Annotated in this window: 23 protein-coding genes and 1 riboswitch; of the genes, 16 read left to right on the top strand and 7 right to left on the bottom strand. The window is 65.5% G+C overall.

Annotation, left to right across the window (positions count from 1 at the left end; genetic code table 11):
* The first annotated feature begins 128 nt into the window (after positions 1–128).
* From GT748_RS03770 to GT748_RS03750, 5 genes are all read left to right on the top strand, one after another.
* The gene (locus GT748_RS03770) at positions 129–311 is read left to right on the top strand and encodes a hypothetical protein (RefSeq protein ID WP_021660478.1); all 183 of its coding nucleotides are present in this window, start codon (positions 129–131) and stop codon (positions 309–311) included.
* Between the two features lie 196 nt (positions 312–507).
* Entirely contained in the window at positions 508–879 is a 372-nt protein-coding gene (locus GT748_RS03765) for a hypothetical protein (protein WP_021660477.1), read from the top strand.
* Positions 876–1,226, top strand: coding sequence for a hypothetical protein (locus tag GT748_RS03760; protein ID WP_021660476.1), 351 nt, complete (start codon positions 876–878; stop codon positions 1,224–1,226). The genes GT748_RS03765 and GT748_RS03760 overlap by 4 nt, the downstream gene beginning before the upstream one ends.
* 34 nt (positions 1,227–1,260) lie before the next feature.
* Positions 1,261–1,755 carry a hypothetical protein gene (locus GT748_RS03755; RefSeq protein ID WP_021660475.1) on the top strand — a complete coding sequence of 165 codons (495 nt, stop codon included), beginning with the start codon at positions 1,261–1,263 and terminating at the stop codon, positions 1,753–1,755.
* A 34-nt stretch (positions 1,756–1,789) separates the two neighbouring features.
* Entirely contained in the window at positions 1,790–1,966 is a 177-nt protein-coding gene (locus GT748_RS03750) for a hypothetical protein (RefSeq protein ID WP_021660474.1), read from the top strand.
* 657 nt (positions 1,967–2,623) lie between these two features.
* On the opposite strand, the gene GT748_RS03745 is transcribed toward GT748_RS03750, so the two are convergent.
* Positions 2,624–3,079 (bottom strand): DUF3021 domain-containing protein, encoded by a 456-nt coding sequence (locus GT748_RS03745; RefSeq protein ID WP_021660473.1) that lies wholly within the window; start codon positions 3,077–3,079, stop codon positions 2,624–2,626.
* A gap of 19 nt (positions 3,080–3,098) precedes the next feature.
* Entirely contained in the window at positions 3,099–3,536 is a 438-nt protein-coding gene (locus GT748_RS03740; RefSeq protein ID WP_044993031.1) for a LytTR family DNA-binding domain-containing protein, read from the bottom strand.
* 155 nt (positions 3,537–3,691) lie between these two features.
* On the opposite strand from GT748_RS03740, the gene GT748_RS03735 reads away from it, so the two are divergent.
* Both GT748_RS03735 and GT748_RS03730 read left to right on the top strand, forming a co-directional pair.
* A complete protein-coding gene (locus tag GT748_RS03735) occupies positions 3,692–4,363 on the top strand; it encodes a cysteine hydrolase family protein (protein WP_021660470.1) in 672 nt (223 codons plus the stop codon).
* A 213-nt stretch (positions 4,364–4,576) separates the two neighbouring features.
* Positions 4,577–5,977, top strand: a complete 1,401-nt coding sequence (locus tag GT748_RS03730) for an alanine/glycine:cation symporter family protein (RefSeq protein ID WP_161222312.1) — start codon at positions 4,577–4,579, stop codon at positions 5,975–5,977.
* Between the two features lie 481 nt (positions 5,978–6,458).
* On the opposite strand, the gene GT748_RS03725 is transcribed toward GT748_RS03730, so the two are convergent.
* Positions 6,459–7,292 (bottom strand): metallophosphoesterase, encoded by an 834-nt coding sequence (locus GT748_RS03725; RefSeq protein WP_052537693.1) that lies wholly within the window; start codon positions 7,290–7,292, stop codon positions 6,459–6,461.
* 198 nt (positions 7,293–7,490) lie between these two features.
* Here GT748_RS03725 and GT748_RS03720 point away from each other — a divergent pair, with 198 nt between their 5' ends.
* Both GT748_RS03720 and GT748_RS03715 read left to right on the top strand, forming a co-directional pair.
* Entirely contained in the window at positions 7,491–8,009 is a 519-nt protein-coding gene (locus GT748_RS03720; RefSeq protein WP_021660467.1) for a nitroreductase family protein, read from the top strand.
* Positions 8,010–8,065: 56 nt separating this feature from the next.
* Positions 8,066–8,758 carry an MBL fold metallo-hydrolase gene (locus GT748_RS03715; RefSeq protein WP_021660466.1) on the top strand — a complete coding sequence of 231 codons (693 nt, stop codon included), beginning with the start codon at positions 8,066–8,068 and terminating at the stop codon, positions 8,756–8,758.
* A 270-nt stretch (positions 8,759–9,028) separates the two neighbouring features.
* Here GT748_RS03715 and GT748_RS03710 read toward each other — a convergent pair whose 3' ends face one another.
* Both GT748_RS03710 and GT748_RS03705 read right to left on the bottom strand, forming a co-directional pair.
* Positions 9,029–10,633, bottom strand: coding sequence for an amidohydrolase (locus GT748_RS03710; RefSeq protein WP_021660464.1), 1,605 nt, complete (start codon positions 10,631–10,633; stop codon positions 9,029–9,031).
* A gap of 1 nt (position 10,634) precedes the next feature.
* Positions 10,635–12,089, bottom strand: coding sequence for an APC family permease (locus GT748_RS03705; RefSeq protein WP_044993027.1), 1,455 nt, complete (start codon positions 12,087–12,089; stop codon positions 10,635–10,637).
* A gap of 93 nt (positions 12,090–12,182) precedes the next feature.
* Positions 12,183–12,349, bottom strand: a riboswitch (Lysine riboswitch).
* A gap of 97 nt (positions 12,350–12,446) precedes the next feature.
* Here GT748_RS03705 and GT748_RS03700 point away from each other — a divergent pair.
* The 7 genes from GT748_RS03700 (at position 12,447) to GT748_RS03670 (ending at position 21,129) form a co-directional block, all read left to right on the top strand.
* Positions 12,447–13,382 (top strand): DUF4352 domain-containing protein, encoded by a 936-nt coding sequence (locus GT748_RS03700; protein ID WP_021660461.1) that lies wholly within the window; start codon positions 12,447–12,449, stop codon positions 13,380–13,382.
* A 12-nt stretch (positions 13,383–13,394) separates the two neighbouring features.
* A complete protein-coding gene (locus tag GT748_RS03695) occupies positions 13,395–14,030 on the top strand; it encodes an HAD family hydrolase (RefSeq protein WP_021660460.1) in 636 nt (211 codons plus the stop codon).
* Between the two features lie 415 nt (positions 14,031–14,445).
* Positions 14,446–15,147, top strand: a complete 702-nt coding sequence (locus GT748_RS03690) for an ABC transporter ATP-binding protein (RefSeq protein WP_044993101.1) — start codon at positions 14,446–14,448, stop codon at positions 15,145–15,147.
* Positions 15,148–15,150: 3 nt separating this feature from the next.
* A complete protein-coding gene (locus GT748_RS15915) occupies positions 15,151–18,318 on the top strand; it encodes an ABC transporter permease (protein WP_021660758.1) in 3,168 nt (1,055 codons plus the stop codon).
* A gap of 87 nt (positions 18,319–18,405) precedes the next feature.
* Positions 18,406–19,767 (top strand): DUF3329 domain-containing protein, encoded by a 1,362-nt coding sequence (locus tag GT748_RS03680; protein ID WP_021660759.1) that lies wholly within the window; start codon positions 18,406–18,408, stop codon positions 19,765–19,767.
* Between the two features lie 4 nt (positions 19,768–19,771).
* Entirely contained in the window at positions 19,772–20,191 is a 420-nt protein-coding gene (locus tag GT748_RS03675; protein WP_161213252.1) for a GtrA family protein, read from the top strand.
* Complete coding sequence (locus GT748_RS03670) at positions 20,188–21,129, top strand: glycosyltransferase family 2 protein (protein WP_161213253.1); 942 nt, start codon at positions 20,188–20,190, stop codon at positions 21,127–21,129. The genes GT748_RS03675 and GT748_RS03670 overlap by 4 nt, the downstream gene beginning before the upstream one ends.
* A 291-nt stretch (positions 21,130–21,420) precedes the next feature.
* Here GT748_RS03670 and GT748_RS03665 read toward each other — a convergent pair whose 3' ends face one another.
* The gene (locus GT748_RS03665) at positions 21,421–21,774 is read right to left on the bottom strand and encodes a DUF2200 domain-containing protein (protein ID WP_044993102.1); all 354 of its coding nucleotides are present in this window, start codon (positions 21,772–21,774) and stop codon (positions 21,421–21,423) included.
* Positions 21,775–21,891: 117 nt separating this feature from the next.
* Positions 21,892–23,214, bottom strand: a complete 1,323-nt coding sequence (locus tag GT748_RS03660; RefSeq protein WP_073261141.1) for an amidohydrolase — start codon at positions 23,212–23,214, stop codon at positions 21,892–21,894.
* Between the last annotated feature and the right edge of the window lie 23 nt (positions 23,215–23,237).

The raw sequence follows: 23,237 nt of genomic DNA, 5'->3' as shown, positions 1-23,237 counted from the left end.
GTTTTGGACGGGTGCTGCGGCGGCCTTTGCAGATAGCTTGCCCCCCTTTGGCCGGGGTATGATTGCCGCCGGAGGGGACAAACTCTCCCCAGAGAGGGCCTGGCACCGGTCGAGGAGGGGATGGACGGATGAAAAAGGGAGGGCGCCACCTGTTGGCTTGGGGCGCCGGGATTGGGGGAGCGGCCCTGCTTTTTTGGCGGCTGGGGGGCGGCCTGTCCCCCCTGTCCCTCGCTGCGGGGCAGCCGATCGGGGCCGGGCTGCTGCTGGCCCTGCTGGCGCTGGCGGCCCACGCCGGGCGACAGGGGGGCTAGCGCGGCTTTGCGCTCGCGTCGCAACTGGGCGCGGACAGCGGCGGTATCGGCAAAATCGACAAATTGTGACACCCCTTCAGGACAAAGCGCTGATTCGGGGCAAAAGAGATACCCTTTTGAAAAAAAGGGGTATATACTGAAGCTAGGAACCTACGGACAACAGCAGTTTGCCCAGATCGGCGGGAGGTGTTTCGCGATGAAGGCAAAAAAGTGGATCGTTCGTTCGGTATTGGCCCTGGTGGCGCTGGGCGCGCTGACGGGCTTTGGCTACCTGCTCTACACGGTGCAGCTGGAAGAAAACCGCGGCGTCCCCCTGAGCGGGGAGCAGTGGCGGTACCTGCTGGGGATCGTGGCGGGCATCGGCGGCATCCTGCTTCTCCTGCTGGTCATCGCCGGGCTCATCGGCCGGGCCACCCAGGGCAGGGAGCTGCCCGCCGGCAAGGCCGCCAAGGGCGAGGGCTGGTCCTTTTACGGGTACGACAGCTACGCGCCCGGGCGGGTGGAGAGACAAAATAGGGGGAGGCCCCATTTTGAGAAGAGACCGGAAAAAAAGGAGGGCTCAAAATGAAAAAGGCATTGAAGACAGCGGCCATTGCGCTCTGCTTCCTCTTCGGGGTGGGGCTGTTGCTGGCGCCGGCACTCCTGGGGGAGGGTGGGTTTTCCCTCTCCTGGTTTGCCGGCCTGAGCGGGAAGGAGTGGTTCTACCTCGCCGTGCTGGTGTTGGCCCTGGTGGCCCTGGTGCTGCTGCCCAGCCTGATCGGCCGGGTCGGCAAGGGGGCGCCCCGCTCGCTGGACCGGACCGACCGGCCGGGTAAGCAGCTCTTCTACGGCCCCAACTACGAGGAGCCCACCGACCGGGAAATCGACCGCACCCTCAAAAAGATGAGGGGGCAAAAGCCCGGCGACGCCCACTAGCCCGCCCGCCGGAACAGAGAGAGGAGGGGAGGCCGTGCGCATCCGCTATCGCTACAACCGCTTTCAGCGCATCTGGGAGACCGGCGGCCTCGCCTGTCTCGGGCTCTGCGCCCTCTGCCTGGGGATCAACTGGCAGAGGGTGGCGGCCGAGGGGCTGCCCACCTCCGCCCGCATCGGCGGGGTGGCCTACCTGGCGCTGACGGTCTTTCAGGGCTTTACGGCGGTCTTTGCCCACCCCGAGCCGGAGGGCAAGCCCCAAAAGCCCATCTACCAGCGCCCCGAGCTGACCCTCTGGGGCACCCCCCTGCGCTACGACGGAAACAGCGACTGGGGCTACTATGTCCGGCGGATGGACGCGGCGGTCATCCTGCGGGCCGCGGTGGCGGCGGTCTTTGCCCCGGCCGTCATCGCCGCCGCCTTCGGCGCCCCCCTGGGCCGCTGGTACGTGACGGCGGGGCTCATCGTCATGGCCCTCTTTTTGGGCTATGCCATCGCCCGCCTGTTGGGCCCGGCCCAGCGGCGGGGTTGACTGCCGCCCGGCGCGGCGGAGAGGAGGAACTGTTGTGAGTGTTGCTCTGTGGATCAAGTACGGTTTGATTTTTGTCGCGGTGATCGCCGTGGTGGCGCTGATTTTGGTGGCCCTGAGCCGGTTTCGCAAGCCGCCCAAGGCCGTGGGCAAGCGGGATGAGCAGCTGGGCCTCTTCCCCTTCGGGGACGACGAGGGGGGCGGCCGGGTCTAACCTGTACCGCTGTGCTGAACGTGCTGTTGCAAAGAAAAAATGTCCCTCGCCCATTCGTGCAGGCCGCAGGAATGGGCGAGGGCTTTTTGGTGCAACCTGGGCGCGGTGCAGGGCGACAGGGCGGGGATGGCCCCCTCTGTCCAAACGGCTTTTTAGAATGGCCCGGCCGGGGGCAGGTGGTTTCGCGCGGGCCGCCGAGTTGTGTACCGCCATCGAGTTGCGCACCGCGAGCTTGCGGCGATGCCTGGGAGCGGCCAATAATACGATTTCTGAACCGATTTGGCCAGAGGGTATCGCCGCCAACCCGATTCTCCCTTTCAGACAGGCTGCCGGCAGCGCGCTGCGCCTCTCCGGTCATGCCTTTATCGCCCCGCTGCCGTCAGTGGACCGGCGGGAGCCGGGTCGCCGGACAAATCGCCTGGAAAGGCGGGGGGGGCCTTGTTTGCCTGTCGGCGGGCGAAGGAGGTGAGTGGTTGCCGTGGACCCAGCGGACCTGTCGGGTCAGGTCCTGTCCTCGTCTCGCCGCCACATCCCCCAAAACAGCCGCCGCGCGATATGCCCTCGCACCCGAGCAAGGGGGAACGACGCTTGCTCCCCCTTCCCCAAAACAGAAGGAGAGCGGGGCTGCCCGACAACCCCGCTCTCCTTTTGGGGCCCTTAAAGCCCCTTGAGTTTTTGGTTGATGGCCCGCAGCTTTTGCCGCCAGTGGTGGGCCAGCGCCAGCCAGATGACCAGGTAGATGCCCAGAAAGAGGAGCAGGTAGCTCGCCAGCCCGGCGGCGCTCAAGGTGACCCAGCGGTTGAGGGCCGCCGTGCCGATGACCGCGGCGGCACAGCAGCAGCCGTGCAGGGCGGTCTGCCGGGCCAGGCTCCAGCGCTCGATTTCAAAAAAGACCGAAATGGCGGCGCAGACGGCCCCCAGCAGCCCGGAGGTGAGCAGTTGCAGCCCCACGGCGGCCAACAGGTCGCCCCCGAAGGCCGCCAGCAGTTCGGGAGTCACCGGCCAGTACTCCCCCACCCCCAAAGAGATGAAGTAGCAGATGGCGGTGGAGATGCAGACGCCCCAGCCAAAGCCGACGACGGCCCGGCCGGCCGCTTTTTTTGCGCAGTTCACAGACAAACCCTCCTCTCTTTCACAGGCCCAGCCGCTCTTTGATGCGGGCCACATACCGGCGGGAGACAAAGGCCCCGCCCCCTTTTTTGAAGCGCAGGTGGATGGTGCCGGCCGTGGACATGTCCAGGCTCTCCACCCAGTCGAAATTGGCGATCTCCGAGTGGGAGATGCGGGCGAAGCGGCTGCCTGCCAACTGGGCCTCCAGCTCGTAGAGCCGGGCCTTGAGGAGGTAGCGTTCCCCCTGGCAGAGGGCGTACACCTGCTGCCCCTCGGCGGTGACGAGGGTGATCTCCCCGGGGTCGAGCAGGTAGACCCGCCCCTCCCGCCGGCCCGCCAGACGCCGGGTGGCGCCTGCGAGGCGGGCGGCGGCCGCCTCCACCTCGGGGGTGATCTCGCCGCAGTAGATCACCGCCCGGGGCCCTGCCAGACCGGGCTGCAATTTGATCTCCACCTCCACGGCCATCCCTCCTTTTTTGTTCTGGTACCAGTATACCCTGGTGGGGCGGGGACGTCCATCGCTTTTGCGCAGTCGGTCGGCACAGGCGCGCAGTCGGTTGAAAAGCGGGGGTGAAAGGGGTATACTGAAAAGAAAAAACGGAAGGGGAATGCCCCATGGATCTGCACGCCATTGACTACCAGGCCGCCTTTGTCGAGGCCGCCAAACAGGTGGAGGGGAGCCTGCGCGACCTGCCCGCCGCCCACCTTGACGAGTTCCCCGCCGAGGGGACCGTCTGCGCGGTGGTGGATTTGAACGTGGGCTTTTGCCGCCAGGGGGCCCTGGCCAGCCCCTATGCCGACGCGGTGGTCCCCCGGGCGGCGGCCCTGGCCCGCGCCTGCGCCGAGAGACAGATCTACACCCTGGCCTACACCGACTGCCACCGGGACGATTCCCCCGAATTTTCCGCCTACCCGCCCCACTGCGTCAAGGGCAGCGGGGAGGAGAAGGTGGTGGAGCAGATCGCCGCGGTGCCGGGCATCAAGATCGTGGAGAAGGCCTCGACCAACGGCTTTCTCAACTGGTACATCAAGGAGCTGCTCGACCGCTACGAGGTGGGGCACCTGATCGTCACCGGCTGTGTCACCGACATCTGCGTCTACCAGCTGGCGACCACCTGCAAGGCCTACGCCAACGCCGAGGGGCGGGAGCTGGACGTGGTGGTCCCCCTGGACTGCGTGGACACCTTTGACATCCCCGGGGTGCACGGCCGCGACTTCTACAACGCCGTCTTCGCCGCCTCGATGCAGGCAAACGGGGTGCGGCTGGTGGAGCGCATCGAGTGGTAGATTTGGAAAACAGAAGGAAATGAGCGTTCCCCGGCGGGTGGGTATCCCCTCCCCGCTGGGGGATTTTTATGCCCTGTCGCAAAACAGCTTGCGGGGGAGAGGGTCTCCGGCTGATAGCGATCCTTTTCTGCCCCTCCGCCCTTTCCCGCATATCCCCCCGCCCTCCGGCATATCCATTTCCTGCGCCCGTGGGTGCGGGAAGGGGACGGTCAAATGGCGTGGTTCTGGGCGGCGGAGGGAGCGGTCAACCGGTTTGTCTGGGGGCCGGTGATGCTGGCGGTGCTGGTGGGGGTGGGGGTCTACTTCACCTGGCGCACCGGCTTTTTGCAGCTGCGCAAACTGGGATACATGTTCAAGGTCACCCTGGGCAGCCTGTTTCAAAAGAAGAAGGGGGGGACGGGGCAGAACCTCTCCCCCTTTGCCGCCATGACCACCGCCCTGGCCGGGACCATGGGGGTGGGCAACATCGCCGGCATCGCCACCGCCCTCACCCTGGGGGGACCGGGGGCCATCTTCTGGATGTGGCTGTCGGCCCTCTTCGGGATGATGACCAAGTACGCCGAGGTGGTGCTGGCGGTGCACTACCGGGAGACCAGCCCCGACGGCACCCACCGGGGCGGGCCGATGTACTACATCAAAACGGGGCGGGGCCGGGGCTGGGGCTGGCTCTCGGGGATCTTTTGCCTGCTGTGTGTCTGCGCCTCCTTCGGGATGGGGGATATGACCCAGTCCAACACCATCGCCCAGTCGCTGCGCCAGTCCTTCTCCATCCCCTACTGGGCCACCGGGGTGGGGGTGATGGCCCTCTGCGCCCTGGTGGTGCTGGGGGGACTCAAGCGGATCGGGGCCTTCACCGAAAAATTTGTCCCCCTGATGAGCATCTTCTACATCGCCGCCTCCCTCTGGGTGATCGCGGTGCACCGCGACCAGGTGGGCCCGGCCTTTGGGTTGATTTTCCGCTCGGCCTTCGGCGTTCGGGCGGCGGCGGGGGGCGTGGTGGGCTACACCCTGCAGGCCGCCCTGCGCACTGGGGTCGCCCGGGGGGTGTTTACCAACGAGGCGGGGCTGGGCAGCGCCCCCATCGCCCACGCGGCGGCCGAGACCGACAGCCCGGTCAAGCAGGGCTTTTGGGGGATGTTCGAGGTCTTTGCCGACACCTTTGTCACCTGCACCCTCACCACCCTGGTGATCCTCACCACCGGGATGTGGGACTCGGGGCTGGACGGGGCGGCCCTTACCACCGCCGCCTTTGACACGGTGCTGGGCCGCTGGGGCAGCGGGTTTATCGCCATTTCGGTGCTGTTCTTCGCCGTCTCCTCGATGCTGGGGTGGTGCTTTTACGGCGAGAGCGCCATGGCCTATCTCAGCCGCGGCCGGCAGGGGCCGGTGTTTTGGTACCGGGTGGTCTTTCTGGTGCTGATCATGGTGGGGGCCACGGTGGAGTTGCGGCCGGTCTGGCAGCTGTCGGACACCCTCAACGGCCTGATGGCGGTGCCCAACCTCCTGGCGCTACTTCTGCTCTCTCCCCAGGTGTTCCGCCTGACAAAAGAGCACTTCGCCACCGCCCAAAAGGGCGCAAAAGGGCGGCGCAAAACCGGTCCGCGCCGCCGATAGAGGGACCTCCGGCTTTTCCGGGCGGGTCGGCTTTGCGGGCGGGCCTTTTCCCCTCCCCAGTCGAGGGGAGAGGCTCTGCCGGCTGCGCCCAAGAGAGGGCCCCGCCGACAGGCCGGGGAGGGGGGCGCCGCTTCCCAGCCTGTTCGAGGGTTTCGCCTGCCAGCGTCTGGGGAAAGCGGTGCTCTCGCAAGGAAATTCCCGCGCGGCCTTTATCCAGGGGGGTCTCCTTCCTTGGAAAGCGCCCTGTCCTGCGGGGGCGAGGGGACAGTGCTTTGCCGCAAAAGCAGTGGGCGATGGCCACCCGCTGTCGGGGGAGGGTGCCCCGGCCACTGACCGCTCGCCGCTGCGGCCTTGCTCCGAAGGCGCACTCCCCGCCGGGGAAGATGCCTTTTGCAGCGGGGTAGAAATGTCCGGTGAGGCGGCTGACCTCCAACCGAAACGGGGGCTTTCACCCGACGGGGACACAAAAAAGCCCCCCGCTTTACGAGGGGCTTTTCTGGCCGGGGACGATTTGCAGCAACACCACCTCGGGCGGGTCAAAGAGGCGGGCGGGCACCTTGGTGACCCCCACCCCGCTGGTGACCTGGAGGGACCGTTCCTCCCCCAGGGGGTAGCTCCCCTTGGCGTAGGAGCCGGAGCCGGGGGGCAGGAGGAGGTCCCGCACCAAGGGCAGCCCCAACTGCCCGCCGTGGGTGTGGCCGGAGAGGATCAGGTGGGCCCCGGGGACCTGCTCGGCCGCCGGGCCGGGTTCGTGGGCGACGAGGACGCGCAGCCCCTCCCCCTCCAGGGAGAGGGAGAAATCCGGGCGGCCCAGCAGGGCGTCGTCCAGCCCGCCCAGGACCAGCCCCAGATCGGGCAGCGCCACCGCCTGGTTTTGCAGCAGGGTGAAGCCGCCCCGCTCCATCAATTCGCCGTAGACCCGGTGGGCCCCGCCGCCCCGGTCGTGGTTGCCCCAGACGGCGTATTTGCCGAAGGGCGCCTCGATCTCCGCCAGGATGGCGGCCAGCTCGTCCAGGTCCAGGAGTTCCTGGTCCCGGCGATAGGCGTCGAAAAAGTCGCCGGCAAAGACCACCAGGTCGGGCTGTTGGTCGCCGATGAGGGCCGCCACCCGGCGGAGCGAGCGGGCGTCGCCGTAGCGGCCCAGGTGGGTGTCGGAAAAGAGGGCGATGGTAAAGGGGCGCGCGGCGGCGGGAAGGGCGACCTCCTCCCGGCGCAGCACCAGGCGGCTGGTCTCCCCAAAGCGGGCCCAGCAGGCGGTCCCGCCCACCAGCGCGGCCAACCCGGCTGCCAGCAGCCCTTTCCAATGGCGAAACACAGACATTCCCTCCTTTTTGGCCGGTGGCCCGGACCCTGTGCCCGGGCCAAATTTGGGACAGTATAGCACACCTTTGGAAAAAATGCCAGGGGGAGAGAGGGCAGGGAAAAAGTTTACAAACTGCCCTTTGACCGCCCTTGGCAGCGGTAGTATACTAATATAGTAGAAAAAGCCGAGAAGGCAAAGGAGGAAATTGCTGTGAACGAAGTGCTGAAAGCGATTTTGGAGCGGCGGAGCGTCCGCAAATTCACCGGGGAGCCGATTGCCCGGGAGGAGATGGAGACCCTGCTGCAGGCCGCCTCTTACGCCCCCAGCGGGATGGGGAAGCAGAGCTGGCAGTTCACCGCCGTCACCGACGGGGCGAAGATCGCCGCCCTCTGCGAGGCCATGGGGAAGGCCATGGGCAAGGAGGGGTATGACATGTACCGCCCGGCGGCGCTGATCCTGGCCTCCAACGACCGGGAAAACGGCAACGGCCTGGCCGACTGCGCCTGCGCGCTGCAAAACATCTTCCTGGCCGCCCACTCCCTGGGGCTGGGCAGCGTCTGGATCAACCAGCTCAAGGAGACCAGCGACGAGCCCGGCGTCCGCGCCGTGCTGAACGGCTTTGGGGTGCCAGCGGAGCACATCGTCTGGGGCGTTGCCTCCCTGGGCCACCCGGCCGAGACCCCGGCGGCCAAACCCCGGCGGGAAGGGGTCATCCACTGGGCCGACTAGGTTTGCCTGCCGGCCCCGACGCCCCCTGAGCGGGGGAGAGAGGACGGGGAGTGCGGATGTACAGGATCACGCCGCTGCGGCTGCCGGGGCCGGGGGAGGGGTCGCCTCCCATCTGGCCGGTGCTGCTGCAGTGGGAGGGGGAGGACCGGGCGCTGCTGGTGGACTGCGGCTGTGCCGGGACCCTGCCCCAGCTGGAAGAGGCCCTGGCCGGGGCGGGTGCGTCCCTGGGGGACTTGCAGGCCCTGGCGCTGACCCACTGCGACCACGACCACATGGGTCTGGCGCGGGAGCTGACCGGGCGCTGCCCCGGTCTGGGCGTCTACTGCTCGGCGGTGCAGCGGCCCTTTGTGGCGGGGGAGGCGGCCTCCCCCCGATCGGTGGCCGCGGGGCGGCCTGCCCCGGTGGACGACCCGGTCCCCGGGGCCGTCGCCCTGGAGGGGGACGCTCCCTTCCCGGGCTGGGAGGGGCTTTGGGTGGTGGACACCCCGGGCCACATGCCCGGCCACATCGCCCTCTACTGCAAGGAGGAGCGCACCCTGATAGCGGGCGACGCCCTCACGGCGGAGGAGGGGCGGCTGGCCGGCCCCAACCCCCGCTACACCCTGGACATGGAAGAGGGGATGGAGACGGTCCGCCTCCTGGCCCGGTTGGACTTGCAGACCGTCCTCTGCCACCACGGCGGGGCGGTCCGGGGGGATATTCCCCGGCAGCTGGAAGCGCTCTTCCGCGCCTGGCGGGAGGACAGATAGGCAGATAAAAAGAGAGGGGGAGATCCCTCTCTTTTTGTGTGCTTCAGCCCGCAGAGTCGGCATCAGGCAGTGTGGTCGATGGAGACGGCGCGAATCACCTCCATCCCTGCCGCCCGCGGGACGAGCGGCGCGCCCGTCCCGGCCTGTGTGCTGGGGAAAAGTCCTCTTTCGCGCGAAGGGGCGGCGGACAGGTAAGTGGGAGAAAAAGAGCGCCGGAACAGGGAAGACGGCCCTGTTCCGGCGCTCTCTTTTTTGCGGGGGAAGCGCAATCTAGCGCTCGTAGACGAACTCGCCGCCGAGGACGGTGGCGTCCACCACGGTGGTGAGCAGCTCGTCGGTGGGGATGGTGAAGATGTCCTGGCTGAGGATGGCCAGGTCGCCGTAGTAGCCGGGCTTGATGCGGCCCTTCACGCCCTCTTCAAAGCTGGCGTAGGCGCTGCCGGCGGTGTAGCCGTCCACGGCCTCGTAGATGTCCATGCACTCGTGTGGGTAGAAGCCGCCCTCCGGCTTTTTGTCCAGGTTTTTGCGGGCCACGGCGCAGTAGAGGTTGTTCATGGTGTTCAGGTCCTCCACCGGGCTGTCGGTGCCAAAGGAGGTGTGGATGCCCAGCTTGTTCATGGTGTGGAAGGCGTAGCTGGTAGAGGCCAGCTCCTTCCCGACCCGGCTCTCCAGCACCGTCATGTCGTAGTGCAGGAAGATGGGCTGGATGTAGGCGAGGATGTCGTTTTCGCAGAAGCGCTCGACCAGGGGGGCGTCGGTGATCTGACAGTGGACCACCCCGTGGCGGTGGGGGTTTTTGCCGTCGCAGACGGTGTCGTAGCTGTTAAGCACCTGCTCGATGGCCGCGTCGCCGATGGCGTGGACCGCCACCTGGCAGCCGTTCTCGTCGGCCAGCTTGACCATGGCGTCGGTCTGCTCCTGGGTCAGGGTCTGGATCCCCTGGGTGGAGGGGTCGTCGGCATAGGGCTCTCTCATGGTGGCGGTGCGGGCGCCCAGGGAGCCGTCCACAAACAGCTTCAGGGGGCCGATCTTGTTGTAGCTGTCGCCGGCGCCGGTCTTGTGCCCCTCGTCCAAAAAGGCCTGATAGCTGGCGGGGTCCATGAAGTTGCACTGGTGGTAGACCCGCAGGGTGGGATGGCTGGACTGGATGTTCTTATAGGCCTGCAGGGTCTCGCGCCAGCCCCCGGGGCGGACGTCCATGGTCTGCACCGAGGTGATGCCCCACTGGGCGGCGTGGGCCATGGCGGTGCGCAGGGTGTGCTCGATCTCCTCCACGGTGGGCTCGTGGCGCAGGGCCATCACCATGTTGGCCGCGGTCTCGCGGAAGATGCCGGTGGGCTCGCCGTTTTCGTCCACATCGAAGTGGGCCCCCTCGGGCTGGGGGGTGTCCTTGGTGATGCCGGCCATCTCGATGGCCAGGGAGTTGGCGGTGACCGCGTGGCCGCAGGCCCGCTCCAGCACCAGGGGGTACTCGGTGGTGATCTCGTCCAGGTCGTGGCGGTCCATCATCCGGGCCTCGTCGGTGAAGTAGTCCTGGTTCCAGCCCGAGCCGTGGAGGAAGGTCCCCTTGGGCGGCTGGGTGCGGGCGATGAAGTCGCGGGCGATCTTCTTGACCTCGGCCATGGAGGTGCAGCCGTGCACGTCGATGGACTCCAGGTTCTCCCCCACGAAGTAGAGGTGCATGTGGCTGTCGTTGAAGCCGGGCACCACGGTGCGGCCCTGGGCGTCGTACTCCCGGGCGCCGGCGGGGGCGGCGGCCCGGCACTCCTCGTTGGTGCCCACGGCCTTGATGATCCCGTCTTCGATGCAGACGGCCTGGGCGAATCTCTCCCGCTCCAGATAAACTTTTCCGTTGACGATGACGCAGCTGTCCATGTTACGCTTCCTCCTTGTTGTCGGTGGCTTGGGCCTCGGCTTCCGCCCGCTGGGCGGCCAGCACGGCCTCGCGGCTCTTTTTAAACACCAGCTCGTAGAGCAGCAGCCCCACGGCGGGCACAGACAGGCCGATGATGGAGGTGACCGGGGATTCCACCAGGGTGTTGATGAGCAGGCCGATGGTGATGAGAATGACCAGCACCACCATCACCGGGTAGCCCCACACCTTGTAGGGGCGCTCCAGATCGGGGTATTTTTTGCGCAGCCGGATGACCGCGTAGAAGGTCATGGTGTTGAAGAACATCCCGCAGAAGGCCACCAGGCTGGTGAGCTGGCTGAGGTTTTGCATGCACACCAGGACGATGGAGACCACCCCGGAGAGGACGATGGCGAAGACCGGGGTCTTGTATTTGGGGTGCAGCTTGGCCGCGCTCTTGAAGAAGGCGCCGTCGCGGGCCATGGCGTAGTAGGTGCGGGGGAAGACCATGACGCAGCCGTTGAGGGCGCTGAAGATGGCCACGATCATGGTGGAGCCGACGATGATCTTGCCGGCGCTGCCGAAGAGGGTGTTGGCCGCCGCGGTGCCCAGGAAGAGGTCGCCGCTGGCGAGCATGGCGGTGATGGTCTCATAGGGCAGGGTGCGGTAGATGGCGAAGTTGAAGAGGACATAGATGAGCATCACCCCGACGATGGAGAGGATGATGGCCAGGGGCAGGTTGCGCTTGGGGTTTTTGATCTCCTCGCTGATGGTGTTCAGGTTGGTCCAGCCCTCGTAGGCCCAGAGGGTGGCCACCACCCCGAAGGCCACCATCCCGCAGATTTTAAAGAGGGAGGGGGTCCCGGCGATGGCCGGGTCGGGCACCAGCGAGAGGTTGGGGGTCTGCTGGCCCATGAAGATGCCGCAGACGATGATGAGGACGATGGGCAGCAGCTTGAGGACCATGAAGAAGTTTTGGATCCGGCTGCCCAGCTTGATGCCGAAGAGGTTGATGGCGCTGAGGAGCACGATCATCCCGATGGCGATGGCCTTGCAGGCCAGGGGGGAGAGGGGGACCAGGCTGGCGATGGCCTCGGGAAAGGCCACGGCCAGGGCGGCGATGGAGCCCGAGGAGCCGAGGATAAAGTTGGAGAACCCGCTCATAAAGGCCACCCGCTCGCCGTAGGCCTCCCGCAGGTAGACGTAGCCGCCGCCGGCCTTGGGCATCATGGCCCCCAGCTCGGCATAGCAGATGCCGGAGAAGAGGACCACCAGCCCGCCCAGGGCCCAGACCAGCAGGGCCAGCCCCATGCTCATGCCGCTGCGCTGGAGCACGATGCTGCCCAGGTAGAAGATGCCCGAGCCGATCATGATTCCCCCTAGCACCGACACGCCGCCGAAGAGGCCGACCTCCCGCTTGAGCTCGGTCTTTTCAGAGGCCAGCGCCTGGGCCTTGTTGGTGTTTGGTGTTTGGTTCATCTGTGTAACTCCTTTCGGTGTCGTCCCGCCCGCCGGGGCGGGCAAAAAGAAAAAGTTGCACCCCATCAGTGCAACTTTCAAACGAGCAAAGTTATCACCGATAGCGCCTCTGTTAAAAAACAGGAGTCAGGGAGATCTTCTCCCCCTGCCCAACGGCGGGGCGCACCCGCCCAGCCGTTTCGGCGGTTTGGCCTTTTGCCGGGTTCCCAGGGTGTCCCCTCCCGCCGGCTACTCATCCGCACCGCGCCTCTATCAACTTTGTCCTCAGGATACCACACCGGGCCGGACTTGTCCACCGTCTCTTTACAATTTGTTATGACTTTTTTCACAATTCGACACCCGGGGGGAGCGGGGAAAATGAGACCTTTTTCGTTGACAAACCGGGCCCCGGCCGATACACTAAAACAGAAGAGAGAGAAGGGCGGCATCCCTGCCCGCCCCGACGATGAGGAGGAGTTCTCTATGAACGGCTACTACACCCCCCCGACCCAGTCCTACGGCACCACCAGCTGCCCCCAGTGCCGCAACCGGATCCCCGCCGGCAGCCCGGTCTGCCCCTGCTGCGGCTGCCCGGTGGCAGCGGTGCGGGAGCGAAAGTACAAAAACCTGCGCAACACCATCATCGCCGTGGCCTCGGTGGCGGTGGCGGCGGTGCTGGTGGTGTTTTTGTGCTATGGGGCGGTGATCGCGGCGGTCTTTCGCACCGCCCGCAACTACGGTGACGGCGGCTATGGGAACGGCTACCACCACTACCAGGGGGGCTGGGACGACGGCGATACCTACGACTACGGCGACGAGGGCGACGGCGGGAGCTACTTTGACCAGCAGGCCCCCAGCGGCTGGAACAGCGGCGACCACCAAAACCGCCGGACCCCCGACGCCACCCACTACGCGGTGGGGCAGACCGCCAGCTGGGAGGAGATGGAGTTCACCGTCACCGGGGTGCGCGACGGCAGCGAGTACGGCCTGGCCCCCGACGAGGACGACGAGTACCTGGTGGTGCAAATAAAGATCACCAACCACTCGGGAGAGGACCGGCTGCTCTGGCGGCCCGACTTCATCCTGCAGGGGGGCGACGACCTCTTCGAGTTCTCCGAGGACGACGACGCCTACATCACCGACAGCCAGGGCAACCGCCAGGAGCTCTTTACCACCCAGACTTTAGCCGCCGGGCGGACCATCGAGACCACCCTCTGCTACGAGGTGCCCAAGGGCTCGCAGAACCTGGAGCTGACCTACGACAACGACGACTACCTCTACAATCCGCAGCTGCGCTTCGATTTGGGCAGATAGGGGGGAGAGACAGTGCAGAAAGACGGCATCCTCTTTGACTTGGACGGCACCCTCTGGGACGCGGCGGCCCGGGTGGTGGAGTCCTGGAACCTGACCCTGCGGCACTTCCCCGAGGTGGGCCCCATCACCGAGGCCCAGATGAAGGGGGTCATGGGCAAGACCCTGCCCAAGATCGGCGAGGCCCTCTTCACCGGCGTGCCGGTGGCGCGGGCCCACGAGATCGTGGCCCGCTGCTGCGACGAGGAGAACGCCTACCTCGAGCGGACCGGCGGCACCCTCTACCCCGGGCTGGAGGAGACCCTGGCCACCCTCTCGGCCCGCTGGCCGCTCTACGTGGTCTCCAACTGCCAGGAGGGGTATATCGAGGCCTTCTACGCCGCCCACGGGCTGGGGCACTACTTTGCCGGCAGCGAGAACGCCGGCCACACCGGGCTGCCCAAGTGGGACAACATCTCCCTGGTGGCCCGGCGGGAGGGGCTCTCCCGGGTGCTCTACGTGGGGGACACGGAGATGGACTGCGACGCCGCCCACCGGGCGGGGGTGCCCTTCATCCACGCCCGCTACGGCTTTGGCCGGGCCCCTGAGGCCGACTACACCATCGACGCGCTGGCAGAGCTGCCCGCCCTGGTGGCGCGCATCTGGGCGTAAACGGCGGCGGCGCCCCCGGCGAGAGGGGGCGCCGCCGCTCGGCGTTCCCGCGGGTCTGCCGCCTCGGGGCGGTGCAGCGCGCCTGCGCCGGGGGGTGTCGCCGGTCTGCGCTGGCTGCCCCTTCCCCTGGGGCCCTTTGACCGCCGGTTTTGATGCCCCTGCCCCAAAGGGGCGGTGCAGGCTGCCGGAGGGGGGCGTTTGATGCCGGTGGGCGAGGGGGCGCTTTTGCCCGGGCAAAATTTTTTCTGTTTACAATTTTGCTATCACCGGGGGCGAAATATGGTGTACAATGAACCAGAATGGACAGATATGGCAGAAGATGCATAGAGATGGGATCGCGGGTGTTTCGCCGTCGGGCGGCCCCGCTCCCTTTTTCAAAATACAGGGCGCTCTGGCGCCCGCTGGGGGCAGAGAGATGGCATTTGTCGAGTTTCAGGACGTGGTCAAGGAGTACCGGATGGGGGAGGTGACCATCCGCGCGGCGGACGGCATCACCTTTTCCATCGAGAAGGGGGAGTTCTGCGTCATCGTCGGGCCCAGCGGCGCGGGCAAGACCACCGTCCTCAACATCCTCGGGGGGATGGACAGCTGCGACGGCGGCAAGATCTGGGTGGACGGCAAGGAGGTGAGCGCCTACTCCCGCAAAGAGCTCATCACCTACCGCCGCTACGACATCGGCTTTGTCTTTCAGTTTTACAACCTGGTGCAAAACCTCACCGCCAAGGAGAATGTGGAGCTGGCCTCCCAGATCTGCCGGGAGCCGGAGGACGCCGAGGAAGTGCTGCGCCAGGTGGGGCTGGGGGAGCGGATGAAGAACTTTCCCGCCCAGCTCTCCGGCGGGGAGCAGCAGCGGGTGGCCATCGCCCGGGCCCTGGCCAAGCGGCCCAAGCTCCTGCTCTGCGACGAGCCCACCGGCGCGCTGGACTACGAGACCGGCAAGAGCATTTTGAAGCTGTTGCAGGACACCTGCCGCAACACCGGGACCACGGTGGTGGTCATCACCCACAACACCGCCCTTACCCCCATGGCGGACCGGGTCATCAAAATCAAAAACAGCCGGGTGCGGAGCATGGAGAAAAACGACGCCCCCACCCCGGTGGAAAGAATTGAGTGGTAGACGGTGAAGAGACAGCGCAAGACCGCCCTCTGGAAGGACGCCTTCCGGGAGGTGCGCAAGACCAAGAGCCGGTTTTTCTCTATCTTCTTGATCGTGGCCCTGGGGGCCGGCTTTTTTGCGGGGATCAAGGCCACCGGGCCGGACATGAAGCTCACCGGCGACGCCTATTTTGACGAGCAGGATTTGATGGACATCAAGGCCCTCTCCACCTACGGACTCAACGGGGACGACATCGCCGCCCTGGAGGCCGATGAGATGGTCAAGGCGGTGGAGCCGGCCCACTCGGTGGACACCCTGGTGCACGACGGCGAGAAATCCAGCGTCATCAAGGTGCTGGGGCTGCCGGGAGAGGGGGGGATCAACGCCCCCCGGCTGATGGAGGGGCGGCTGCCCGAGGCGGAGAACGAGTGCCTCATCCAGTACGGCGGCCACCTGAGCCGGCGGCTGCAGATCGGCGACACCGTGACCCTCTCCCCCGGCAAGGAGGGGGAGGCGCTGTCGGACACCCTGGAGGAGAGCAGCTACACGGTGGTGGGGGTCGCCCAGTGCCCCCTCTACATCACCTTCTCCATGGGCACCACCAGCATCGGCAGCGGCACGGTGGACGACCTGCTGCTCATCCCCGATGAGGCCTTTGTCCTCGACTACTACACCGAGGCCTACCTGACCCTCAAGGGGGCGGCAGAGCTGGACTGCTTCGGGGAGGAGTACGATCAACTGGTGGCCGACGCCAAGGTCCGCCTCGAGGGGGTGGGGGAGGCCCGCGCCCAGGCCCGCTACGACGAGATCTACGAGGAGGCCGCAGGCAAGCTTGACGACGCCCAGGCCGAACTGGATCGGGCAAAGGCCGACGGGCAGGCCGAACTGGACGCGGCCAAGAAAAAGCTCGACAGCGCCGCCGCCGAGCTGCAGAGCGCCAAGAGCACCCTGGACGCCAGCGGGAAAAAGCTGGCCGACGCCAAGAGCCAGATCGCGGCGGGGGAGGCGGCCATCCCCCAAAACCAGGCCGCCTTTGATGAGAAGATCGCCGCCGGTCAGGCCGAATTGGAGCGGTCCCGCAGCCAGTTGGCCCAGTTGGAGCAGGGGGTCACGACCCTGCAGGGTCAGCTGGCCGCCATGGGCGACCCCGCCCAGCTGCCGCCGGAACTGCAGGCGCAGTACCAGGCCCTGGCCGGGCAGTTGCAGGGGATGCAGGCCCAACTGGACGGGGGCCGCGCCCAGTTGGCCCAGGGGGAGGCTGACTTAGCCGCCGCCAAGAAGGACGGCCAGGCCCAGCTCGACCAAGCCCGGGCCGACCTGACAAAGGCCAAGAGCGACTACCAGCAGGGCCTGGCCCAGTACCAGACCGGGTTGGCCCAGTACCAGCAGGGCCAGAGGGAATACCGCAGCGGCGCCGCCGAGTACGAGAGCGCCAAGGCGAGTTTTGCCACCCAGATCGCCGACGGGCAGGAGGAGATCGACGAGAACCGGGCCAAGCTGGCGGACATCGCCCTGCCCAAGTGGTATCTCTACGACCGGGATGGGAACGTGGGCTACTCCGGCTTTGCCGACGACGCCGACCGCATCGACGCCATCTCCCTTGTCTTCCCGGTGTTTTTCTTCGCGGTGGCGGCCCTGGTCTGCCTGACCACCATGACCCGGATGGTGGAGGAGCAGCGCACCCAGGCGGGCACCGTCAAGGCCCTGGGATACGGCAGCAGCGCGGTCATCTGCAAGTACCTGATCTATGCCGTGACGGCGGCGGTGCTGGGGGCGGTCTTCGGCATCGTGGGGGGGCTGCTCCTCTTCCCCAACGTCATCTTCAACGCCTACTCCATCATGTACCGGATGACGAAGGTCATCGCCCCCATCCGCCTGGACTACCTCCTCTGGATCACCCTGGGGTCGGCGGCCTGCGCGGCTTTGGCGGTGCTCTACGCCTGCGTCAAGGAGCTGCGGGAGACCCCCTCCCAGCTGATGCGCCCCAAGGCCCCCAAGGCGGGCAAGCGGGTGCTGCTGGAGCGGGTGGACTTTGTCTGGGACCGGCTGAGCTTCATCGGCAAGGTGACGGTGCGCAACCTCTTTCGCTACAAAAAGCGCATCGCCATGACGGTGCTGGGGATCGCCGGCTGCACCGCGCTGATGATGGCGGGCTTTGGGGTAAAGGACTCCATCTCCGACATCGTCAGCATCCAGTTCGGCGAGCTGGATGTCTACGACGGGCAGGTGGTCTTTGACGAGGACACCCTCGCCGAGGACAGGGAGGACTTCGACGCCCTCCTGGCCGGCCAGTTGGGGCTGGGGGCGCGCCAGTACGCCCGCGAGAAGTCGGTCACCGCCGGCAGCGACAGCCGCCAGCTGGAACTGACCCTGGTGGTGCCCGAGGAGCCGGAGCGGCTGGGTGAGCAGATCGTGCTGCGCACCCGCAAGGGGCACACGCCCATCCCCCTCACCGACGAGGGGGCGGTCCTCAGCGAGAAGGCCGCCAGCCTGATGGGGGTCTCGGCGGGGGACGAGATCTTTTTGGTGGCCGACTCGGAGGAACAGCTCCCGGTCAAGGTGGCCGCGATCACCGAGAACTACGCCTTCCACTACCTCTACCTCTCCCCCGCCTACTACCGGCAGGTCTTTGGGGAGGAGATGCGCCCCAACACCCTGCTCTTGCAGATGGACGACCCGGGACAGGAGGGGCAGGACGCCCTTTCCGGGGCGCTGTTAGAGCGCGACGGGGTGCTGATGATCAGCTACACCAGCGGCATCAAAAACAGCTTTGGCGACACGGTGGCCAGCCTCAACTACGTGGTGTTGGTGCTCATCGTCTCGGCCGGGGCGCTGGCCTTTGTGGTGCTCTACAATCTCACCAACATCAACGTGGCCGAGCGACTGCGGGAGATCGCCACCATCAAGGTGCTGGGCTTTTACGACAAGGAGGTCTCGGCCTACATCTTCCGGGAGAATGTGGCCCTCACCCTCATGGGCACCGTGGCCGGGCTGCTGGGGGGCATCTGGCTGCACCGGTTCGTCATCACCACTGCCGAGATCGACACCATCATGTTCGGGCGGACGGTGGCCCCCCTCAGCTACCTCCTCTCGGCGGCGCTGACCATCCTCTTCGCGGTGCTGGTCAACCTGGCCATGCACTTTCACCTGAAAAAGGTGGATATGGTGGAGAGCCTCAAATCGGTGGAATAGGATTTCCGACAGGGAAAAGGCGGTTGTGGAAACCGCCTTTTTTTGGTATAATGAACAGAAATTCAGTGGGAGAGGGGAAATCGAAGCGTGAGAATCTTGAAGGGGCAGGGCGGGGCATCGCTCCGGCGGGAAGATCGCTCCAGTCGCCGGACCCTCTACTGGGCTGTGGCTGTCAGCGGGGTGCTGTTTTTTGTCCTCAACGCACTGGCTCCTCTCTATTGCGATGATTATCTCTATGCTTTTCATTATGGGACCGGCGCGCCGATTGCCAGTCTGGGGGATGTTTTTTCCTCCCAGTACGTCCACTACTTTACCTGGGGTGGGCGGACGGTGGCCCATATTTTTGCCCAGCTTTTCTGTTGGCTGGGAAAGCCGCTCTTCAACCTCTGCAACACCTTGGTCTACCTGGCCTTTACCTGGTTTTTATACCGCCATGCCCGACTCGGCAAAAAGGACAGCGTTCCCGTTTACCTCTTGGCGCAGCTGTCCTTCTGGGCGCTGCTGCCAAACTACGCAGAGGACATGATTTGGCTGACCGGCGCCTGCAACTACCTGTGGTGCGGCGCCATTGTCCTGGGCTTTCTCCTCTTTTACAGGATTCACTGGGACAGGCCGCAGGCCTTTGCGAGGCCGGGGTGGACGCCCCTTCTCTTTGCCGTGGGGGTCGCCGCCGGCTGGTGCAACGAAAACACCTCGGGGGCCTGTCTGCTCCTGGGCGTCGGTTTTCTGATTGCCCTCTGGGTGCGGGACAAACAGGTCCCCCTCTCGCTGACGGCGGGCTGTGTCGGCTGTGCGGTGGGGTTGGCGCTGTTGGTGCTGGCCCCTGGAAACGCTCTGCGCAAGGAGTACTTTCAGGAGAGCAGTAGCCTTTTTATCCGCTATCTGAAGCGCTTTGAGACCGCCACCCAACAGCTGTGGGACAATGCCCTCCTGCTGGTCTTACTCTTTGCGGCCCTGTTTCTCTACATTTTTTTCAAGGGGGAGCGACGCCGGGAGCTGCTGCTGCCCACCTTCTTCTTTGTGGCGGGGATCGCCTGCAACTACGCGATGATTCTCTCGCCCTACTACCCCGAACGGGCGATGTTTGGGGTCTTTGCCTTTTTGACGGTCGCCTGCTTACAGGTGCTGCAGGTCTCCGTTCCCTGGCGGCGGGAGATGGTTTGGGCCGCTACGGGCTGCGCCCTGGTTTTATTTGCCGGCAATTATTTCTTCGCCTCGCTGGATTGCGCCCGCACGGCACTCTACCACCGCCAGCAGGAAGAGGACATCCTCGCCCAGAAGGCGGCGGGGGTGCAGGACGTAGTCACCTTTACCTTTGAGGGGGGAAAGACCCGGCAAAACGTGGATTACACCGGCGTCCTCATCGGGGAAGATCCCTCTTATTTTGTCAACCAGCACGCCGCGCGCTACTATGGTGTCAACACCCTGATTGCCCGCTGGGAGGAATGAGAAGTTGAAAGACCTTTTGAAAAAGTACAAGGACGTTCTGCTCTACCTGATTTTTGGCGCCCTCACCACCCTGGTGAACATCGTCACCTACGCGGCCTTGACCCGGCTGTTGGGGATGGGGGAGATGGGGAGCAATGTCTGGGCCTGGGTGCTGTCGGTCCTCTTTGCCTATGTGACCAACAAGCTCTGGGTCTTTGAAAACCGGGATTTCGGGGCCCGCCACCTGGCGCGGGAATTCGGCTCCTTTGTGGCGGCGAGGCTTTTCTCCGGCGCTCTGGACATGGGGATCATGTGGCTGTTTGTCACCCGGCTGGCCTGCCCCGACCTACTCGTGAAGATCGCCTCCAATGTGGTGGTGATCGTCCTCAACTACCTGTTCAGCAAGCTGTGGATTTTTAAAAAGAAGGATGGAGAGACAGCATGAGTGAGATTACCGTACTGGTTCCCTGTTACAACGAGCAGGAGTCCCTGCCCTACTTTTACCCGGAAATCTGCAAGGTGGCCGGGCGGATGAAGGCCGCCTACGGGGTGGATTTCTCCTTTATCTTTGTGGACGACGGATCCAAGGACGGCACCCTGGGGGTGCTCAAGGAGCTGGCGGCGGGGGACGAGCGGGTGCGCTACCTCTCCTTCTCCCGCAATTTTGGGAAGGAGGCGGCCATCTTTGCCGGGCTGCAGCACGCCACCGGCGACTATGTGGCCATGATGGACGCCGACTTGCAGGACCCGCCCCAGATGCTCGAAGAGATGTACCGCGGCATCGCCGAGGAGGGATACGACTGCGTGGGCACCCGCCGGGTCACCCGCAAGGGGGAGCCAAAGGTGCGCTCCTTCTTTGCCCGGCTCTTCTACAAGCTCATCAACAAGATCTCCGACACCGAGATCGTGGACGGCGCCCGGGACTTTCGGCTGATGACCCGGCAGATGGTGGACGCCATCCTCTCCATGAGCGAGTACAACCGCTTCTCCAAGGGGATCTTCAGCTGGGTGGGTTTCTCCACCAAGTGGCTGGAGTATGAGAATGTGGAGCGGGTCGCGGGGGAGACCAAGTGGTCTTTCTGGAAGCTGCTGCTCTACTCCATCGACGGCATCACCGCCTTCTCCACCGCCCCCCTGGCCATCGCCTCCCTCATGGGCGTTCTCTTCTGCCTGCTGGCGGCCATCTTGATCGTGGTGGTCATCGTCAAGACCCTGGTCTGGGGCGACCCGGTGGCGGGCTATCCCTCGATGATGTGCTTTATCTTCCTCATCGGCGGCATCCAGCTGCTCTGTCTGGGCATTCTGGGGCAGTACCTCTCCAAGACCTATCTCGAGACCAAGCGCCGGCCGGTCTACATCCTCAAAGAGGACAACAAGAAATAAAAAAGAGGGGCGACAGCAATTTGCTGTCGCCCTTCTTTTATGGCTTTGGCCCCCCGACTCTGCCGGGGAAGTCATATTGTTCTTGCAGAGGGATCCCCGAAAAAAGAGGGTGAAGACGCAATGGGAAAAGCGATTTTGGGTTGCAGATGGCGCGAAATTGCATCTCATCCCAGATTGCCGGTGGCAGCGCGTGGAGGGCGGGCACAAATTTTGATGCTCCTTGCGGGGCTAAATCTGTGCGACGCCCTTTGGGGACCGGCGCCCAGCCGATGAGACTTTACCGGTGGGCTCCTATTGGGCCCGCAAAACGGCGTCCAGGGGCCGGCCTTTGGCCAGCTCGTCCACCAACTTGTCCAGGCGGCGGATCTCCCGCAGGAGGGGGTCCTCCACCGCCTCCACCCGCACGCCGCAGACCGTGCCGCTGATCGTTTCCCGGTCGGGGTTCATCCGAGGTGCCCCCTCAAAGAAGGCGGCATAGCTGCCCCCTCCCGCGGCCAGCGTGTCGATCTCCCCCTGGCTGTACCCGGTCAGCCAGCAGATGACCTCGTCCACCTCTCCCTTGGTGCGCCCCTTTCTCACCGCCTTGTTGACAAGGAGGGGATAGATTTTGGAAAAGGGCATCTGCTCCACCATTTGCCGTCCCATCTGCCGTCCTCCTTCAAAACGTTTGTCCCTCGCAGTTTGCCCGGGTGGCTGGCCAGTCATTCCCGCCGGGGGAGCGCCGTTTTCTTGCAGTTGCCCGGCTTGGGGGGAGGGGTCGCCCTACTCCCCCACAAACTCCCGCCAGAACTGGAGGTAGCTCTCCTTGGTGTATTTGGGGACAAAGTTCTCCTTGACCCGCAGGGCCTCTGCCGCCCCGTCCCAGAGCAGGTCGATGGCGGTGGCGGCCATCATCTTGGCGGGGAGGATGTAGGCCATCTCCTCGTCGCAGATGGCGAAGTCCTTGGCGTGGGCGTTGCCGCAAAATCCCCCCGCCACCGGGTGGATGGCCGGGATCACATGGCTGAGGTCCCCCATGTCCGACGAGCCGGCCCCCATTTTGGGGCCCACGGTGGCGTCGATGACGTGCTCCTCCCCCAGCAGGGCGCGGGCATTTTGCAGGAATACCCGGTCCAGGTCGGGGTTCTGGCGCATGGGCAGGTAGCCGGGCAGCTCCTTGATCTCGCACCGGGCCCCCACGGCGTAGGCCCCCGCCTCCAGGGCGCGGTTGACCTTGGCGCTGGCTGCCACCACCGCGTCGGTGTCCATCCCCCGCACATAGGTCTCGATGCGCACGTCGGCGGGGACGATGTTGACCAGGTCGCCCCCCTTGGTGATGATGGGGTGCACCCGGATGCCGTCGTCGTCTTTGAAGGTCTCCCGCTGGGCGTTGACGGCCATCAGCCCCAGCATGGCGGCGTTGAGGGCGTTGATCCCATTTTCCGGCTCCACCCCGGCGTGGGCCTCTTTGCCGGTGTACTGCACGATCTTCCCCACAAAGCCGGAGGAGGGGGCCCCCACCACCGAGGAGCGGACGTCGGGGGAGCAGTAGGAGTGGACCATCATCGCCATGTCCACGTCGTCAAAGGCGCCCTCGGCGATCAACTGCTGCTTGCCGCCCACAAATTCCACCTTGCCCTCGTCCCGCAGCTTTTGACGGTACTCCAGCTCCACAAACTCCTCGGCGGGGACGGCCAGAAAGGCCAGGTCCCCGTCCAGCTGCTCCATCGCCCCCGAGAGGCAGAGACCCATGGCCGCCCCCAGCATGGCGGCGATCTGGGCGTTGTGGCCGCAGGCGTGGGCCGCGCCGGAGCGCTCGTCGGCAAAGGGGTGGGTGGGGGAGACCACTGCGTCCAGCTCCCCCAACAGGGCCACGGTGGCCCGGTGGTCCCGCCCGGCGGCCCGGGCCTTGACCCCGGTGAGCCCCAGCCCGGTCTGATAGGGGAGGCCCAGCTCGGAAAAGACCGTCTGCACCAGTTCGCTGGCAAAGTGCTCCTTATAGCCCAGCTCGGGGTAGGCGAAGATGGCCCTGCCCGCGTCGATGATCCGCTCCCGGTTCTCGTCGATGGTTTGAAATACCCGCTCTTTCAGCGCCCTGTTGTCCATGGGTGCGCCCTCCTTGTAAAGCG

Source organism: Bittarella massiliensis (ex Durand et al. 2017) (assembly GCF_009876955.1).
Lineage (GTDB): Bacteria > Bacillota > Clostridia > Oscillospirales > Ruminococcaceae > Bittarella > Bittarella massiliensis.
Note: the sequence above shows the minus strand (reverse complement) of the source record. Positions and strands in the feature narration are given on the sequence as shown.